Origin of the sequence: Paenibacillus sp. FSL R5-0923, assembly GCF_038009145.1 — a bacterium.
GTDB lineage: Bacteria > Bacillota > Bacilli > Paenibacillales > Paenibacillaceae > Paenibacillus_AQ.
In genome coordinates this window covers 203,521-220,056 of record NZ_JBBPAT010000002.1, presented here as the reverse complement: position 1 = coordinate 220,056, position 16,536 = coordinate 203,521, and the positions used below count along the sequence as shown (strand labels likewise).

Genomic DNA, 16,536 nt, shown 5'->3' with positions numbered 1-16,536 from the left:
GGTACTCTTTATCGTGCAGGGGATGACAGACAACCAATAGAACATGATGCTTTATGATTCCTACTTCAGACTGGCCTGCACGTCTTTAAGTACTTGGGCCGGATCTTTCAGATCTTTAAAAATTTCTGGCATCGCCTTATTGCGAACGGCATCAAATACTTCAGGTGATTTCTCACGGATATTGACTGGAGCGATCTCATCTTTAACGCTAATGAGCGTATCAAAAATATCATTCCCAAAATAATCAGTGAATTTATTCGCTTCTTTCATCGCCGGATCTGTCCATACATCCGTACGAATCGGGTCAAACCCGAGCTGCTTCCAAATTTGAATGTTGCCTTCTTTAGACAATTTGGCATAAGACAAGAATTTCTTTAGTAAAGCCTCTTCTTTGGTTTGGTTCGTAATAGAAGTTGCTGTACCGCCCATCCCTGCTGAACGATTACCGCCTTCTTCCCATGCTGGCATTGGACGAATAATCACTTTTCCCTTCAGATCAGGAATATGGTCTGTAAAGCGATTCATAAACCAGAAAGGCATAAATACTGAAGCTGCACTGCCGGAATCCATGTATCCAAAATACTCCTCAGTATCGTGACCCGCGCCCGGAGCTACAGCAGCAACACCCTCCTTCACTAGCTTTTGAAAGAACTCCATCGTCTTCACATTAATCGGATTGTCAACGGTTACATTTCCGTCCGCATCCACTTGGTCTGAACTCTGTTGACTAATCGCTGGCCACCAAGACCAGTTTCCGTTCCCTTCAAAGGTAATCATCGGCTTGCCTGTTTTCTCAAGCACCTGTTTACCTGCAGTTTCCATATCACTCCACAGCTTAATATCATCTGCGTTCACACCAGCTTGATCCAGGATTTCCTTGTTGTAGTACATTACAGTTGCGCCTACATGATAATCAATCCCGTAATAAGTGCCGTCTTTACTGTATATGTCTACTCTCGATTTGACGATATTTCCGAGCTCAGGCTCCAGTATGTCGTTCAGAGATACAAGCTGCGGTTTCCCTTTCATGAAATTCGGAAATTTACTTTGCTCAATATCAACTAAATCCGGTGCACCCACGCCTGATTGCAGTGCCAACAGTAGCTTGGTATGCATGTCATCATAAGGAATGGTTGTAGCTTCTAGAGCAATCTGTTCATCCGGATGACTTTCATTCCAGCTGTCCGCCATACTCTCATAGAATTTTTGGTGCGCATCCACAAAGGTCCAGAAGATGACTTTTTTCGGTTCCGACTTAGTGGCGGTATCTGTACTCCCCTTGCTTTCGTTCGTTTTTGCTGGCTGGTTGTTTGAAGTTTTTTCTTTATTTCCTCCACCGCAACCGCTGAGCCCCATAACTACAATCAACAATATAACCATCGTGAAAAGTGATGCCTTTTTCATTCAGCTTCCTCCTTGAATGATTTATATACTTAACCCCTTAGGGAGTAAGTTGGGTAGCGCTTACACAACGTAGCTTGTACCAAAGTACCGCTTCAACATTGTGCATTGGATTACATTATTACAACATTAAAAGGAAACGCTTTATTTATAATAATACATGTTATATCATGAAAATAAACGATCGATTACAACCTGATTATTAAAAATTACAACCTTTTGGAGGTGTAAGATGAGCTCCCCGATTCTCCACTTTATCACACCACCTATTCCTTATTTCATAGACTGTGGCCGTGCCCATTACGATGCTGGAGACTATCATATCAGTCGAAACTGCATCGGTGTGTTTGATCTCATCATCGTTAAGAAGGGCATCCTGCCAATCGCAGAGAACGATTTGCAGTGGGAATTAAAAGAAGGCCAATTTCTCATCCTTCGTCCAGACGCACATCATTATGGCTTCGCCCCCTGTCCTATAGAAACCGAAATCATTTGGATTCATTTTCAGACCTTTGGTAGCTGGAAAGAGTGTCAGGATATGAACGAATGTCTGGATAATCAGAGCGAGCTCATCGAGAACCATAAACAGAAAGCATATTTGAATCACTGTGATGTATGTTCGATCTTTATTCCGAAACATATGGAGATCTCACAAAAAGCAATGGAGGTGCTGGAGTTCTTTTTTCAGCTGGAACAGGAGCCCCAGTCGATGCGTAACTGGAAGCGTCAAGCCTCCTTCCAACAGTTCCTGCAATTCTTAGACCGTGATCTTGCAGAGGCGTCAGATGCAACCGCCATTCAACTGGCTGAGAAGATTGAGCTGTTCATTCGGCAAAACTACACACGTGAGGTGACCAACTCCCTCCTTCAAAAGGAGCTCAACTATCATCCCAACTACCTCGCCAAAAATATGCTGAAAATATACGGTGTAACGCCTATGGGATACCTTCTGTCCTATCGCCTGGAGCAATCCAAAAGACTGTTAATCCAGACCTCCTGGTCCATTGCACGTATTGCTGAAGAGGTTGGCTTTCATCATATTACTTATTACTCTTCCTGCTTCTCCAAGAAAGAAGGGATCTCTCCCTCAAATTTCAGACGAAAATTCACCTGTAAATAGACAAGAAGAAACGGTTGACGCCCTTAAAAGGACGTGAACCGTTTCTTCAATTAATCACTTAAGCACGTTGCAAGCGAATAACATTCCAAGATAATTTAGATAAGGACGCCGTGAGGTGCCCGTCGACCGCTTTTGCATCCCCACGATCATGTGGTGTTACCATAGCTTGCTGTGCTACTGTATTTACTGCTTTTACATCCGCGTTCTCCAGCACGGTATGCTGAATCACACGATATCCCTCAAATCCTCGAATATCACATTCCAGCAGCAACATGTCTTCCAGACTTTTATTTACCGCAAAAATAACCAGTTCCTCATTCTCTTCGTTATAAACTACACTGGAATCTAGCAGCGGTACATCCGTATAATCCTTACTGTCATATAAAGGTGAAGACACGATAGGATGCAGCACCGTTCCCCGGCCATACAAGGACGTATGCATATAGGGATAGAAAATACTTTGACGCCAAGCTAAGCCTCCACTTACGGTCATTATAGGTGCAATCACATTAACCAACTGAGCCAAGCAAGCAATCTTTACTCGGTCGGCATTGTTCAGTAGCGTGATCAACATACTTCCGACCATCAGTGCATCTTCAAATGTATACTGGTCCTCCAGTTGAGCTGGTGCTACTTGCCAAGGGTCAATCTGCTTGTCTGACTCCAGGGTATGAAACCAGACATTCCATTCATCGAAGGAAAGATACATCGTCTTCTTGCTGCGTTTTTTTGCCTTGATATAATCACATACAGCGACGATTTCTTTTATAAAAAGATCCATATCCAGTGATTTAGCAAGATAGTTTGCCGTATCGTTCTCTGTATTTCCGTAATAGGTATGCAGGGACAGATAATCAACCTGCTCATAAGTATGATCCAGCACAGTAGCCTCCCACTCAGCATAGGTAGGCATGGAACGGAATGAACTTCCGCAAGCCACCAGCTCTATGCTCGGATCAACCAGTCTCATCGCTTTAGCGGTTTCGCTTGCTAGTCTCCCATATTCGGTTGCTGTCTTCTGGCCAATTTGCCAAGGACCGTCCATCTCGTTGCCAAGACACCAAGTCTTAATGCCATGCGGCTCCTCGAAGCCATGAGATCTTCTCAAATCGCTATAATAAGAGCCAGAGGAATGATTGCAATATTCAAGCAGATTTCGTGCCGCATCTACGCCTCTCGTCCCTAGATTGACCGCCATCATAACATCCGAACGGATTCCTTTTGCCCAGCGAATAAATTCATTCGTGCCTACTTCATTGGGTTCTGTCGTTCGCCACGCTAATTCCAGTCTTCGAGGACGATCTGCTACTGGTCCTACTCCATCCTCCCAATTGTAACCGGATACAAAATTACCTCCAGGATAACGAATCATCGGCACACCAATCTCTCCGATCATTGAAGCTACATCTTGCCGAAATCCGTGTTCATCTGCTGAAGGATGGCCCGGATCATATATCCCTCCATATACCGCACGGCCCAAATGCTCAATGAACGAGCTATAAATTCTAGGATCTACCTCAGCCAGTTTGAATTCCTTTTCTATGGTCATCTTGGCCTTTTTCGACATGGTCATCACTCTCTCTCGTCTTTAGTTATGTTGATTAGTTCCACTACTTAAACAATTACAACCTACAAGTAAGCGCTATATAACTAATATTAACAACATCAGTGTGGAATGAATATCAAGATATTGAACTACTTTTTTAAAATTTCCAACCACAATTTCTTTATTAATTCTTCCTGTTCATCTACCGATATATTATAGATAGATCTTATCGTCGTAGGAGGAGAATGAGCTATGCATATAACGAATATGACCTCTGCTATGGGAACGAGACTTAATGTAGCTGTTAGTCACCAAACTAACGATAAAACCATAAATTCAAACAGCAAGACAAGTGGTAGCGGAGACCACTTATCGATAAGCAAATCTGCAAAAGCAGCTTTTCAAAATCAATCTAAAATGAGCGGAATGGTTGATTCTCTACTTAAACAAAAACAGAGTATCATCGATAGCAAGAACAGCCTAATTGAAAGAACCACCAAAAACTCACATAACCTTGATTCTATTCAAGATCAACTTAAGGAATTCGATAAACAGCTCCAAACGATTGACCAACAAATTGCGAAGTACACCTTTGAAGAGCAACAAAAGAACTTAGAAAAAGCTCAAAAAGAAGATCTATCGGATGAAGCTCGTTCTACTCATTCTGCAACAGCCAAACGTGAGCAGTTATCCAAAATCGAAGATAGAATATCGGAAATGAATGAAACGTTAGGCGATACCATAAAAGACACCGGAGATAAAATTAAAGATCAGGAACGGACTGAGAAATTAGCCACCTACCAAGAAATTCAGCGTTTAGCCGAAGATTCTGATAAGTCGCAGCTAGAAATACTAATCTAACAAAGACAAAATCTCTATATAGAAAAAGCAATCGGACCCCTACCACATCAAAGGGGTTGCCGATTGCTTTTTTATATGCAGATGATGTTATCTTTCAACTATTCCTTCCGAATCACGATAAAGCAGGTGCTGTCTGGCAAGGCCACTTCCTGTCCGCTCTCATCCATGAACCTTATTCTATCGCGCAGCGCTTCGGTATAACCTTCTTGCAAGTAATGCCGGAAGACTTCAATCTTCGCCTGCTTTCCTAAAGTCTGTTCAATAAATGAGGCAAACTCCGTAGGGGTAAAATAACCAAACTGTTCCTGTACTTCATGAATGTAAGCCTCTTCGCCCCAGGTATACGTATATAAAAACTCCATGGCATCATTAACAGGCATGAGTACTTCTTCTTCCCCTAATCTCTGATACTGAAGCTGACGTCCGGCAAAATCCTTCGCATAACGCTCCAGCCACGCCATACCGTCCTCCTCCAGAAAGCGAACTTTCCGCAGCAATGCTGTGGGTTCGGTCATAATCCCATCACGAATAATGATAGCCCCGCCCACTGACAATACATCAAAAGCACTTCGCAGGGCGGCCGAGACGGTATCATGATTGAACTTTTTACCATTAAGCGGCACATAAGAATATAGCTCATGCAAAATCGAAGAAAAGATTACCGTACCCACCGTTCCAGCCTCTACGAAATCTTCAAGGTTCAACGCATCTCCCTGCAGGACCTCCCACTGACGACCTTCCCGTTGCTTGCGCTGCCGCAGAGCTTCCACTACATTGTTCGATATATCAATGCCGATAGGGGTAACCTCTGGCATCCGCTCTTCCAGCAAATCCAGCAGCACACCGCCGCCAGGGCCGATATCCAGCACTTTTTTCCCAATGACATGCTCCAGAATCACCGCCTTATAATCTGCGGTATTATTCATTTGACTTAAGTAGGTATCTTCATTATGAAAACGGTCGAAGGCGTCTCTGCGTAGCTCGAACAAGTCGAATAACAGCAACACAGCACGTTCATACAAGGGCGATTTTTCAGCTTCCATACAGAATTCGATCAGCTTCTCTGCCGCTGCCGAGAATAGAAACTGAAAAAACACCGTGTCTGGCAGATGTTCCTTAGCGTATGGACGAAGCATTAGATGAGGATTCTCATCAGGTAAAGTCCCTTTTTCGATATCCTCCCATCTAAGCTCCGATAAATATTTTTCTATAATCCGCTTCTTATAAACATTGATCTTCTTAACACCCTTGTAGTCATAGTAAATGCTGTTCATAACCTGCTCGAAGCTGATATGGCGTAGGGGTTCATTCTGAGCCCTTTGGGCTGCAAGCACCATCACCTTCAGAAATTGCTCCAACGAGAAGGTCTGCATTGCAGATTCCACATACCAGAAGATAGTGTTACTTAAAGACTCCAACCGTTCCGCATGGAAGCCTTCCTGTGTCAGCTTTGCCCACTCCGTAGTGAAATCCTCTCCTCTAGAGATCGGACCTAGCCGCATTCTGCGCAGTCTTTCTTTCATCGGCATTGGACTAGCAAGTTCACCGGATGCAATCAGAGTGATAAGCTGTTTCACTTCATGCTCTACATTCAGCCATAGCTCGGGAGATACAGCTCCGATGATGCAATGATTGAGTACGGTTAGCAAGCGTTCAAGTTCCTCGGCAGTCAGTGATTGTTCCTCCACAAGATCACGAAGCGGCTTATTTACTTCCGGAGGCACCTCCCCACGGATTTGCTGTCCTATCAGTCCATGGGTTTCAATAAGCCGATGAACCAGTGCGCTTTTGTCAGAGACCGTACCGCTCAAATGTTTCCCGTATAACTGCGCGGAGCCAATGTTATGTACAAAACAGTTAATGCCTTCCTCCTGCCAAAGTAACCGCTCCTTCAATGTGCCACCCTTAGCTGCTTCTGACCAGATTAATGTTTCTTCCACAAGCTCTTTGATCCAAATCGAACGGGGAAGCTGGTCTAGCAGCTGCAAACTGCGTTCCACATAATCCAGCACGGGATTCTTGCGGTCCAACTCCTCCAGAGATTCCACACGCTCCAAATTTACAATCTGCTCCTCGGCTTGGACAATAAGCTTCAGCCAGAGGTTATCCTCCAAATGATCTTGTATTCCTTCACGGTATAAGGTGATAGCTTCCAACGATTTCAGCATATACTCCTCCTTCGCTCCAAAGTGGAGACTATATAGACTTATTATTATATATACACTCCCGTTAATTAAAAAACAGAACCAGGATTCATGAAATTGCCATGTCCCGATTCTGTTTATATTCCAATCCTCAAGTTCCGAACCGTTGCCGATATCCGCACTTGCGGCACAGCTCTTCTACTGCCTCTCTACGAGAGAACCCGTAAAACAGATTGTTCGCTCGCTCACCCTCTACGATTTCTGAGAATGGAGTCTCATGAATGTTGCCGAGGTTAATGACTCCTTCACCATCCAGACAGCACGGTACAACGGTACCATCCACAAGGATTGCCGCTTGGCTGCGTAGTGCATGACAGAACCCTTTTCCGTCATCTTCCGGCTCGTTCAGTGCAGGCCAACGGAACTCATGGTCCTGATTGAGATATACCCGTGGGGCAACCTTGACGCCGCTGCCAGGTACAACCTTTTCTTCGATCTTGAAATCAAGGTTAAAGGCTTCCTCCAGCACAGCAAGAGTCTCACGGTTCCGATTCTTCTCCAGATTGGTCAGATTATCCTCCGTCAAATTCCACAGCCGGAAGGAAATAATGACCCCTTGCGCGGAGGCTTCCCGTACAAAAGAAATAATCTCCGACAAATACCCTTCGCGGTTCTCAGATCCTTCATGCCCATCAAAGCTATGCAGAGAGAAGTTCATCTGTCGAAGTGCAGGTTTGCCGAGAATCTTAGGGCCAGCCTTATGAATTAACGTACCATTGGTAGTAATATTGACCTTGAACCCTTTGGCATGTGCCGCATCCAGCAGCTCACCAATCTTGGGATGCAGCAATGGCTCACCTTTTACGTGAAGGTAAATATGATTACTATGTGGCTTAATTTCATCTAATATCGTATTAAAAGTATCGAGCTTCATAAAGTTCTTCGTTCGGGCGGTTGGTGGACAAAAGCTGCAGGCTAGGTTGCAGACGCTTGTTATCTCAATGTATACCTTTTTAAAAGTCTTCAAGTGCTGCTCCCCATTCTATTTATAGATCTGCGGCATAGCGGAGGCCGATCTGTGCTCTGGCTTCCTCCATAACTTCTGCTACTGCCAAGGAATTGGCATGTGTATTAACTCTGCTTTCCCGTTCACCATTCTTAATTAAGTTGATAAATTCCTCAACCTCATAATACATAGACTCGAATACCTGAGGCTGCGTAAGCTCCTCGACGGTTCCGTCGCGATAATGAATCTTTACTTGGTAAGGTTGGTTGATCTTATCGATCACCATTGTACCACTTTCCCCTTGAATCTCAGCTGGCAAATAGGAATCAGCGATCTTGGAATGCATCACAACTGCATCCATATCATCATATTGCATGACAATACTTCCTTCTCCATCCACTCCAGAAGAGAGCATTAGACCCACAGCCTTTACAGACTTCGGTTTCCCGAATAACACTACCATAGGATACAAGCAGTAAACACCAAGATCCATCAACGAGCCATTAGAGAAGGCTGGGTTAAAAGCATTTAATACCGTTCCCTGTCTATAGGCGTCATATCTCGATGAGTATTGACAATAGCTTGCAAAATAACGACGTACTTGGCCAATCTTATACAAATTGTCTCTGATCACTCCGAAATTCGGCATGAAGGTCGATTTCATTGCTTCTACCAACAACACATCATTGTTCTGAGCGGCTTCAATCATTGCTCTAAGCTCCGCACTGTTTGAGGCAGCTGGTTTCTCACAGAGCACATGTTTGCCATGATTTAAGCACATAATCGCCTGCTCAGCATGCATGGAGTTCGGGCTTGCAATGTAAATAGCATCGACATCTTTACTGGAAACCATATCTTCCAAATTCGTATAAATTGTAGCTCCAGCATATTTTGCAGCAAAGGCCTGACCTTTCTCCATTGTGCGGGAGTACACGGCTGTCAGGATAAAGTCCTCATTCTCCAAGCCGGCTTGCACGAAGCGGTCTGTAATAAAGTTTGTTCCAATGACCCCGAAACGAATTGTCATGATAATCCCGTCCTTTTTAGTTCTTACTAAAGCTCTATATGCTATTTTCTCACTCTCAGGGTAGTCATGTCTACTTTTCAGGACAAATTTCCGACAAATTCCGATAGATCCACCTTGTGAAAAAAAGCACCACTCCTTCATCTTTTGTCGATATCAAACTATTCATAGTAAACAGCGACATTATTTGTCGAAAGATGCAGTAAAGAGGCTCCCATTCTTAACTTAAGAACAGGAGCCTGCTGAGCCATATGGATTTACAACTTATTTATAAAAAGCCTGCAATTGACGCACAATTTCATCCTTGTCATGATCCACTACGGTTTGGTGCTGTGGCATCTCGAACAACGCTTTAATTTGTGCCGGGAATTCCTGCTTAATGTCAATCAGAGTAATCGCCTCATCAAACTTAGCTGGATGTGCGGTCGCAAAAGTAATCCCTATCTCATCCGAGCCATTAAAAGCTTCGTAAGCTGCGATTCCACATGCAGTATGCGGATCAAGTAGGTAGCTATATTCTTTTTGATATTTAGCAATTGTATTCAAGCATTGATCATTCTTCACGCCAAGCGCTGCAAAATCCTTCTGCACCTGCTGAAGCGCCTCGCCTTCAACCGTAATCTTGCCCTCGGTTTGCAGCTTGGACATATACGCGGATAGTTTCTCGGAATCCTCGCCTACCAAATAATATAGATAACGCTCAAAATTGCTCGCCACTTGGATATCCATCGAAGGACTGTATGTGCTTGTGAAGCTGCCCGGTTTGTATTCACCCGTGTTCACGAAACGCTCCAAGATGTTATTTTCATTCGTAGCAATAATCAGTTTGTTAATTGGTAATCCCATTTGCTTCGCCAAATATCCGGAGAAAATATTACCGAAGTTGCCGGAAGGCACGCTGATGTTAATCTTCTTCTCGCTGCTGCCATCGACATGCAGATACGCATAGAAATAATAGACAGTCTGCGCCAGAATACGTACAAAGTTAATGGAGTTGATCGCACGCAGATGATAGCGACTCTTAAAGTCGAGATCCGCGAACAGATCCTTAATCACCTTCTGGCAATCATCAAAGTTACCATGAACAGACAGGTTCAGTACATTACTGTCATCAACCGTAGTCATCTGCAGCTCCTGCACTTTACTAACCTTACCATGCGGATGAAGAATACAGATCTTGATTCCTTCTTTGCCGCGGACACCCTGAATCGCAGCCGCCCCAGTATCCCCCGAGGTTGCTCCGAGGATGTGGATGATCTTGTTCTGCTTTTTGGAAATATACGAGTACAGCTCACCCATAAACTGCAGTGCTACATCCTTGAAGGCAAAAGTAGGGCCATGGAACAATTCTAATACATACAGGGAATCATTCACTTGGTGAATAGGTGTTACTTCTGGCGTGCGGAAATTGCCATAACTGGTATTGACCATGTCCTGCAAATCTTCTAAAGGAATCTCATCATTAGTGTAATAGGCGAAAATCTTCAGGAACAATTCCTGATAGCTAAGACTTCTCCACTCTTCTAAAGTAGCTGCTGAAACGACAGGAATCTCGGAAGGAACCATCAATCCGCCGTCATCGGCAAGTCCCATCAACACCGTATCGATAAAGCCTTTAGGTTCCACATTGCCTCTTGTGCTTATATACTTCATGCTCATCCTCCTGAACCCCTCATATACTATATATAAATATAAGTTTCACTTAATCGTTGCCTGTTTTCCCTATATACTACCACGTTTACGCGCTAAAGTCCGTTAATTCTTTGTCTTATTTTGCAGCTCTTTCCAGACAGTTTTGTTGCTGTACTGCCGTTCCGTGCTGACATCCTTGCCGAACCATTCCGGCGCCTTGAAGCTTTCCGCTTCCTCCAAAGATTCAAATTCAACCTCCAGAACGGACAATTTCAGCTGAGAATAGACGTCGATCTCAACCGTTGTGCCATTCCACACCGCCGTAATCCGCTCTTTGACCAAGGCTACCGCATTAACCGCCTCAATCATCTGATTATATAAACCCTCTGAGATAAAATATTCGATCTCTTCGCGTTTGATCCCTTTGCCATCCTTAAACGTGTGTGTATACGTTACCTCACCTGAGTCCAGATCCGTAATTTTACGCACACGCAGCTCTTGTCCGCCGTCTATCGCCAGATAGGTCTGATCGATATTATGCCGGGTCACAATCTTCAATTCGCCTTCTTGAATAAGCTGCTCCGGAAATTCCGGCAGCAGAAACTTGCGTTCGATCTCCAAAGCCATGATGTTTCGCTCCTCTTCGTGCCATTTATTTTATATTAATAATCATCATAGGGGTGAGACAAACCCAAGTCAATGTAGATTATGGGGAAAAAAGTCTTGTTCTTATCGAATTACCTCAATAATAGAAACAGCGGCAGTCATGGACGTGGAGACAAAGCCCTAGACTGTCGCTGTTTAGTTGAGCAATAGTTACCCGTTAGCTTAACGAATAGTGGTTAATTTTACGCTGCCTAAAGATTTCCTAACAAAGCGGACATATTTTTTTGATTTTCTGCAAGCCAAATCATTTCCTTCGCAAAGCGAGCTGGCGGTACACTATGTTGATCCATGTTAGCATTAATCCACCATGTGCTTTCCATATACCACAACAACTGTAATGAATGTGTTAAATAGCCCTCTACCACGTCGCGTTCCTCACTGTACCCTTCCATAAACGCCGAAGCCAGGGAGACATCTAAATTATCATCTAAGGCACATGACATCACAGCACGAGCTACATCAAGCTGCGGATAGTCATATTTTAGTCGATCAAAATCTAGAATTGCAGATAATCCGTTATCATTAAATAAAAGATTATCTACCCAAAGGTCACGATGTGCCCATCCTGTTTGAAGTAATTCGAGTGGTTCTATATTCATTTCTTCAGTAGCTTTAAATTGAGTTTCTATCTCAGCAAGCAGCTGAGGTTTACCAAGTCCCTTAGTCTTTTCCCAAACGGAGTTCCAATGTGCTAAGCGCTCCTCACGACTTGGAGGAATAAATTGCGGACTATTTTTAATGCCAAGTGTCCCGTCATTTAACAATCGATGCATTTTTCCTGTTGCTCGACCTAAATCATATATTTGATGGACATTGATTTTACCTGGTGAAATTAGTTTTCCCTGGCAATACTCCATCACCAGGAAGCGTTCTCCATTATCAGATTCAAGCAAAATACTTTCATTCTGTGATAACACTTTGGGGCACGCTAGATCTTGGTCATACAATCTAATCTGTTGAGAAAGTGCTAACAATATCTCCTCTGACTTATATAATTTATATCTTTCTTTGTTGTATTGTTTAAGTAACAATTCCCCTGCATCCGTCGTAACTTTCCACTTTAAGTTTAACCAGCCTCGTTTTATCGAAGTAGTTTCAATTACATTCAAACCGAATAAACGATGAAATGTTTTTAGTAGGTCATCCAAGATCATTTCCTCTGTTAATATTGTCTCCATCTGGTCAACTCCTATATTTATAGTGTATAAGTTTTTATTCCTTATGGAGACCTATATAACCTCTGGGATTAAATAATCAATCTGTTATTAATTTTGAATACATATTGAGATCTATAAACTTCCCGTTTACTCTTTCATACCTTCTTAAGGTTCCCTCAAACATAAAGTTCAGCTTTCGCAAGACTTTTACTGAATTCACGTTTTCGGGTTCCACTTTTGCTTCGATTCGATTCAGCTTCAAAGTTGAGAATGCGTAATCTAACAAAGCACTTATAGCTTCTGAAGCATAGCCTCTTCCCCAAAATGCTCTAGCAATGTCATATCCAATCTCCGCTTTCTCATTTTCAAAGTCTAAGGAATTAAAACCACAAGAACCTATGATTTCATTGGATTCCATTTCAATTATAGAGAAACGAATAGCTTTGTTATTTAGAGAAAATTCATCAAGAAGTTTTATCATATCTTTTGCCTGATTTTCATCAGTAAAACTATCAATATTCATGAACTTGGTAACCTCTGGATCAGACCAAATTTTAAACAAACTTGGCGAATCCGATACCTTCATTTTTCTTAAATGTAATCGTTCTGTGTGTAACTCTGTAGTTAACATTATTTTTACCTCCATTAAATTTTAATAGTTGGTTTAAAAATAATGATCTCTGCGCATAGTTCAGTCCCTTCATTTTTCATTCCCCATTAGAATATCACACCATCGTTAAAACGAATAATATACCTCTTTTCCCTCAAGAAAATCGAGGCATAGGGTACTGCATATTTTGGAGGCATGCTCTTTTATCCAACCGTTCCTCTCAGAGTCATGAATAAAAAATACGTAACTAATAAAAATATCCATAAATATTTGTCCTTCAATGTACCGAATCTCATCAAGCGAAAAGCTTGATTTAGAAGCATAACCCTCCAAAAGCGTTTTGCGCAGCTCACTTTTCAACATGGAAGATGCAGAGCCCAAATCAAACAGGTAGTAACCATAACCAAATAAACAATAATCTATTAAGATAGGATTTTGTTCTGACACAACGACATTGCCCAGTTGAAAATCAGCATGAATGAATCCCCATGAGTTGTCCCTAGCGTCTAGCTCTGCTAATTGTTCTTTTACTACGAGTAGAACGCTACTAATAACTTCGTAATCCTCCTGATTAAGGGCTCCTTTGTCTGTTCCCTCTCCAAGTTCTATTAAAGTTTCATCAATCTTTGTGACATTGTATACAGGTCTATGTAACTCCAAGGGCATTAGCGTTCGTGAGAATTCATGTAAACTAGCAAGATTTCTACCTAATCTATAAACAATCTGTTCAATGTTATCTTCATCTTGGGTTAGCGTCGAGCCTTCGATCCATTCTAAAAGAGTGGCCAAACTAGTACCAAATTGCTCCGAACTATATTCAGTAACCAGTTCCCCTTTTTGATTTAGAACAGGTCTTTGAACTTTTAGTATGTTCTTCTGATCGATTTCTCGCAGAAAAAACATTTCTGCCTGTAATCCATCTCGGGTATGTTGTAAGCCTGAGAACCCTTCAGATATTGGTTTATGTATACGTAACAAATAATTCTTGTTATCCGTTTTGTCGGTCACTTTAAATGTAATATTCTCATTATGTCTAATGAATTCAATGATGGGATCGATGAACGAATACTGCAGCAATACTTTCTCAGCTTCAATGATCATAAGACTTCCCTCCTTCAAATCTAGAATATTCTTTATATTGTACCTGTTGCTCGTTGTATTTTGTTGGAATTAATAACTATATTTAAAAAGTATCCTTTTGAATATCTTCTATAAAAAAATAGAGTTACATATTAGTTCTCTAATACGCAACTCCATTAATATCATTATTTATTCATAGCGTTAATGTAATATCAATACACCAAAGCCTTCCATAGTAACCTCACCCGATAACGTTGTCCCGCTCAGTAAATCCATTTTGGTCTCATGAAGATGGATCGCGACAGGAGCTTCACTATAATTAAGCAAAAAAGTATAACTGGAAGAAGTCCCGTTACGAACTTGCAGCTCTACATCTTCAGGGAGCACCAGCCAATCTACTGGCGACTGCAGGCTGACTTGATCTATGATTATGGACGCTGCTTGTTCATTAAAGACTGCTCCGTAATACCAAACCTCGCCTTTGCCACGACGATTTCTTGTAACCGCCGGTTTTCCCGCATAATAGTCCGAGGCATAGACCGCCATGACTTCGACCGAATCATCCTCAATCCGGAGAATATCATTAAAATCATCTGCCCCAGTAACCCCTTCTGCCGCACCCGACCAGCTAATCGTCGTTGGCTGACGACTACCTTTAACCATTGTGAATTCTTCGACTGTGATCCCGCATAGATCTCTAGCAGCACCTGGGAAAGGACGCATATAGCATTGGCCGCGTTCATCCTTATAGCCGGTTCTGCATCCGAAGATCAGTTTTCCACCTTGCTGAACGTATTCATCCAGAAGCGACGCTGTCTCATCTGTCATAATTGCCGGGTGAGGATAGATAAGCACATCGTACCGTGCGAGCTCTTCCAGCGTCGTCTTTTTGCGTAAATAGAGTACGTCATTCGGGATATGCTTCCGCTGGAGTGCCTTGTACCACTCCTTATTGCTCTTCCACATAAATGGACCATGCCACACATCATACTCTCCATCCCACTCATTAGCATAATCACGAACAATAGCAACGTTAGCCTGATTACGGGTGCCGATAAGTGCTTGCCCTGCCCCCGCCAGCTCTTGACCAATCTGTCCCGCTTCCCGTACTCTTCGGTTCGGCTGGTTATGGTAGTCGTTAATGCCATGCCAATAAATTTCATTGCCCATCGTGGCTGTCCGCCAGCGGAAATACAGCACCATATCTGCGCCATGAGCGATCGATTGATAGGTCCATAACCGCATCTGTCCCGGCTTCGGAGATGGCATATCCATCCGGTTCACCCAGCCACCCGGTCCCGACTGCTGCTCCATAATACAGAAATTAGGGGAAATAGAACGGACAATAGATAATGAAAGTCCCCAGCCTCTGTCATTCAGCGGATTCCGCTCATTCGGATCATAAAAAATAGTCGAGAACTGCGGATAGGAATCATAGCTGAAGAAATCCAGTAATTCATCCGTCAATTCATGGCTGTCGAGATGCCCGAACAGACCGTTCGTTGTTACCCACTGCTTAGGGGCAAGTTTACGGATGATGTCCGCTTGGTTTTCGGCAAAAGAAATCGTATTAGCCGATATAAACCGCTTTTCATCCAAAGCCTGATGGGGATTGGGCTGCTTGGGTGACGGGGTAGGACGCGGAAGATACACCTGAGACCAATCACTATAACTCTGATTCCAAAAAACAGCCCCCCAAGCCTCGTTTAGCCGCTCAAGCGTGACATATTTCTGCTGCAGCCATTCCCGGAAAGCCTTATGGTCACTCTCTGAATAAAATTCACTGATCTCGCAGTTGAGCTCATTATCAATTTGCCAACCGACCACACCTGGATGATTGCCATAATGTTCAGCCATCTGTTCCGTAATCCGAGCACACAGCTCACGGTATTTGGGGCTACTGTAATTATAATGACGGCGCATGCCATGCTGAAGGGTAACACCTTCATACGTCACGTTTAATACTTCTGGATACTTATGGGTCAGCCAAGCTGGAGGTGTTGCCGTCGGCGTACCGAGCACAACCTGAAGACCATGTTTATGAGCTAAATCAATCGCCCGATCAAAGAGCCCAAACTGAAATTCACCCTGGACTGGTTCAAAAATAGACCAAGCAAACTCCCCAATCCGAATGATTGTAAAGCCTAGTTCTCGCATCCGGCGATAATCGTCCTCCCACATGCTTTCCGGCCAGTGTTCCGGATAATAACAGACGCCAAGCTCGAATTTTTCTGTTGCGACAGGTTTCTTCATGATTACCTCCAAAGTATTAAAAATATGCTTTTAGTA

13 protein-coding genes are annotated in these 16,536 nt (G+C 43.1%); 2 read left to right on the top strand and 11 right to left on the bottom strand.

The features are described 5' to 3' along the window. Positions 1 to 60: 60 nt before the first annotated feature. Positions 61 to 1,404 (bottom strand): ABC transporter substrate-binding protein, encoded by a 1,344-nt coding sequence (locus MKX35_RS26035; protein ID WP_076299099.1) that lies wholly within the window; start codon positions 1,402 to 1,404, stop codon positions 61 to 63. A 229-nt stretch (positions 1,405 to 1,633) separates the two neighbouring features. On the opposite strand from MKX35_RS26035, the gene MKX35_RS26030 reads away from it, so the two are divergent. Beyond that, positions 1,634 to 2,521 carry a helix-turn-helix transcriptional regulator gene (locus MKX35_RS26030; RefSeq protein ID WP_076299098.1) on the top strand — a complete coding sequence of 296 codons (888 nt, stop codon included), beginning with the start codon at positions 1,634 to 1,636 and terminating at the stop codon, positions 2,519 to 2,521. A 58-nt stretch (positions 2,522 to 2,579) separates the two neighbouring features. On the opposite strand, the gene arfA is transcribed toward MKX35_RS26030, so the two are convergent. Further along, a complete protein-coding gene (arfA, locus tag MKX35_RS26025) occupies positions 2,580 to 4,094 on the bottom strand; it encodes an arabinosylfuranosidase ArfA (RefSeq protein ID WP_371916544.1) in 1,515 nt (504 codons plus the stop codon). Between the two features lie 225 nt (positions 4,095 to 4,319). Between arfA and MKX35_RS26020 the strand changes: the two genes are divergently transcribed. Further along, positions 4,320 to 4,928 (top strand): hypothetical protein, encoded by a 609-nt coding sequence (locus tag MKX35_RS26020; protein ID WP_076299096.1) that lies wholly within the window; start codon positions 4,320 to 4,322, stop codon positions 4,926 to 4,928. Positions 4,929 to 5,026: 98 nt separating this feature from the next. On the opposite strand, the gene MKX35_RS26015 is transcribed toward MKX35_RS26020, so the two are convergent. From MKX35_RS26015 to MKX35_RS25975, 9 genes are all read right to left on the bottom strand, one after another. Continuing rightward, entirely contained in the window at positions 5,027 to 7,096 is a 2,070-nt protein-coding gene (locus tag MKX35_RS26015) for a class I SAM-dependent methyltransferase (protein WP_076299095.1), read from the bottom strand. A gap of 127 nt (positions 7,097 to 7,223) precedes the next feature. Continuing rightward, positions 7,224 to 8,099 carry a radical SAM/SPASM domain-containing protein gene (locus tag MKX35_RS26010; RefSeq protein WP_042124302.1) on the bottom strand — a complete coding sequence of 292 codons (876 nt, stop codon included), beginning with the start codon at positions 8,097 to 8,099 and terminating at the stop codon, positions 7,224 to 7,226. A 19-nt stretch (positions 8,100 to 8,118) separates the two neighbouring features. Then, positions 8,119 to 9,105 (bottom strand): Gfo/Idh/MocA family protein, encoded by a 987-nt coding sequence (locus MKX35_RS26005; protein ID WP_076299094.1) that lies wholly within the window; start codon positions 9,103 to 9,105, stop codon positions 8,119 to 8,121. A 261-nt stretch (positions 9,106 to 9,366) separates the two neighbouring features. Next, a complete protein-coding gene (gene thrC, locus MKX35_RS26000) occupies positions 9,367 to 10,755 on the bottom strand; it encodes a threonine synthase (protein ID WP_076299093.1) in 1,389 nt (462 codons plus the stop codon). Positions 10,756 to 10,857: 102 nt separating this feature from the next. Next, complete coding sequence (locus MKX35_RS25995; RefSeq protein WP_076283838.1) at positions 10,858 to 11,361, bottom strand: CYTH domain-containing protein; 504 nt, start codon at positions 11,359 to 11,361, stop codon at positions 10,858 to 10,860. A 230-nt stretch (positions 11,362 to 11,591) separates the two neighbouring features. Next, positions 11,592 to 12,578: a phosphotransferase gene (locus tag MKX35_RS25990; RefSeq protein WP_076299092.1), complete on the bottom strand. Its 987-nt coding sequence runs from the start codon at positions 12,576 to 12,578 to the stop codon at positions 11,592 to 11,594. Positions 12,579 to 12,654: 76 nt separating this feature from the next. Continuing rightward, positions 12,655 to 13,203, bottom strand: a complete 549-nt coding sequence (locus tag MKX35_RS25985) for a GNAT family N-acetyltransferase (RefSeq protein WP_076299091.1) — start codon at positions 13,201 to 13,203, stop codon at positions 12,655 to 12,657. A gap of 90 nt (positions 13,204 to 13,293) precedes the next feature. Then, the gene (locus tag MKX35_RS25980; protein WP_076299090.1) at positions 13,294 to 14,268 is read right to left on the bottom strand and encodes a phosphotransferase enzyme family protein; all 975 of its coding nucleotides are present in this window, start codon (positions 14,266 to 14,268) and stop codon (positions 13,294 to 13,296) included. Between the two features lie 180 nt (positions 14,269 to 14,448). Then, entirely contained in the window at positions 14,449 to 16,500 is a 2,052-nt protein-coding gene (locus MKX35_RS25975; RefSeq protein WP_076299089.1) for a beta-galactosidase, read from the bottom strand. Positions 16,501 to 16,536: the final 36 nt, after the last annotated feature.

What these genes read in the sequence shown, in the direction of transcription:
- MKX35_RS26020 (WP_076299096.1), top strand. Translation starts at nt 4,320, where the DNA reads ATGCATATAACGAATATGACCTCTGCTATGGGAACGAGACTTAATGTA.
- MKX35_RS26005 (WP_076299094.1), bottom strand. Translation starts at nt 9,105, where the DNA reads ATGACAATTCGTTTCGGGGTCATTGGAACAAACTTTATTACAGACCGC.
- MKX35_RS25985 (WP_076299091.1), bottom strand. Translation starts at nt 13,203, where the DNA reads ATGGAGGTAAAAATAATGTTAACTACAGAGTTACACACAGAACGATTA.
- MKX35_RS25980 (WP_076299090.1), bottom strand. Translation starts at nt 14,268, where the DNA reads ATGATCATTGAAGCTGAGAAAGTATTGCTGCAGTATTCGTTCATCGAT.
- MKX35_RS26035 (WP_076299099.1), bottom strand. Translation starts at nt 1,404, where the DNA reads ATGAAAAAGGCATCACTTTTCACGATGGTTATATTGTTGATTGTAGTT.
- MKX35_RS25975 (WP_076299089.1), bottom strand. Translation starts at nt 16,500, where the DNA reads ATGAAGAAACCTGTCGCAACAGAAAAATTCGAGCTTGGCGTCTGTTAT.
- MKX35_RS26015 (WP_076299095.1), bottom strand. Translation starts at nt 7,096, where the DNA reads ATGCTGAAATCGTTGGAAGCTATCACCTTATACCGTGAAGGAATACAA.
- MKX35_RS25990 (WP_076299092.1), bottom strand. Translation starts at nt 12,578, where the DNA reads ATGGAGACAATATTAACAGAGGAAATGATCTTGGATGACCTACTAAAA.
- MKX35_RS25995 (WP_076283838.1), bottom strand. Translation starts at nt 11,361, where the DNA reads ATGGCTTTGGAGATCGAACGCAAGTTTCTGCTGCCGGAATTTCCGGAG.
- arfA (WP_371916544.1), bottom strand. Translation starts at nt 4,094, where the DNA reads ATGACCATGTCGAAAAAGGCCAAGATGACCATAGAAAAGGAATTCAAA.
- thrC (WP_076299093.1), bottom strand. Translation starts at nt 10,755, where the DNA reads ATGAAGTATATAAGCACAAGAGGCAATGTGGAACCTAAAGGCTTTATC.
- MKX35_RS26030 (WP_076299098.1), top strand. Translation starts at nt 1,634, where the DNA reads ATGAGCTCCCCGATTCTCCACTTTATCACACCACCTATTCCTTATTTC.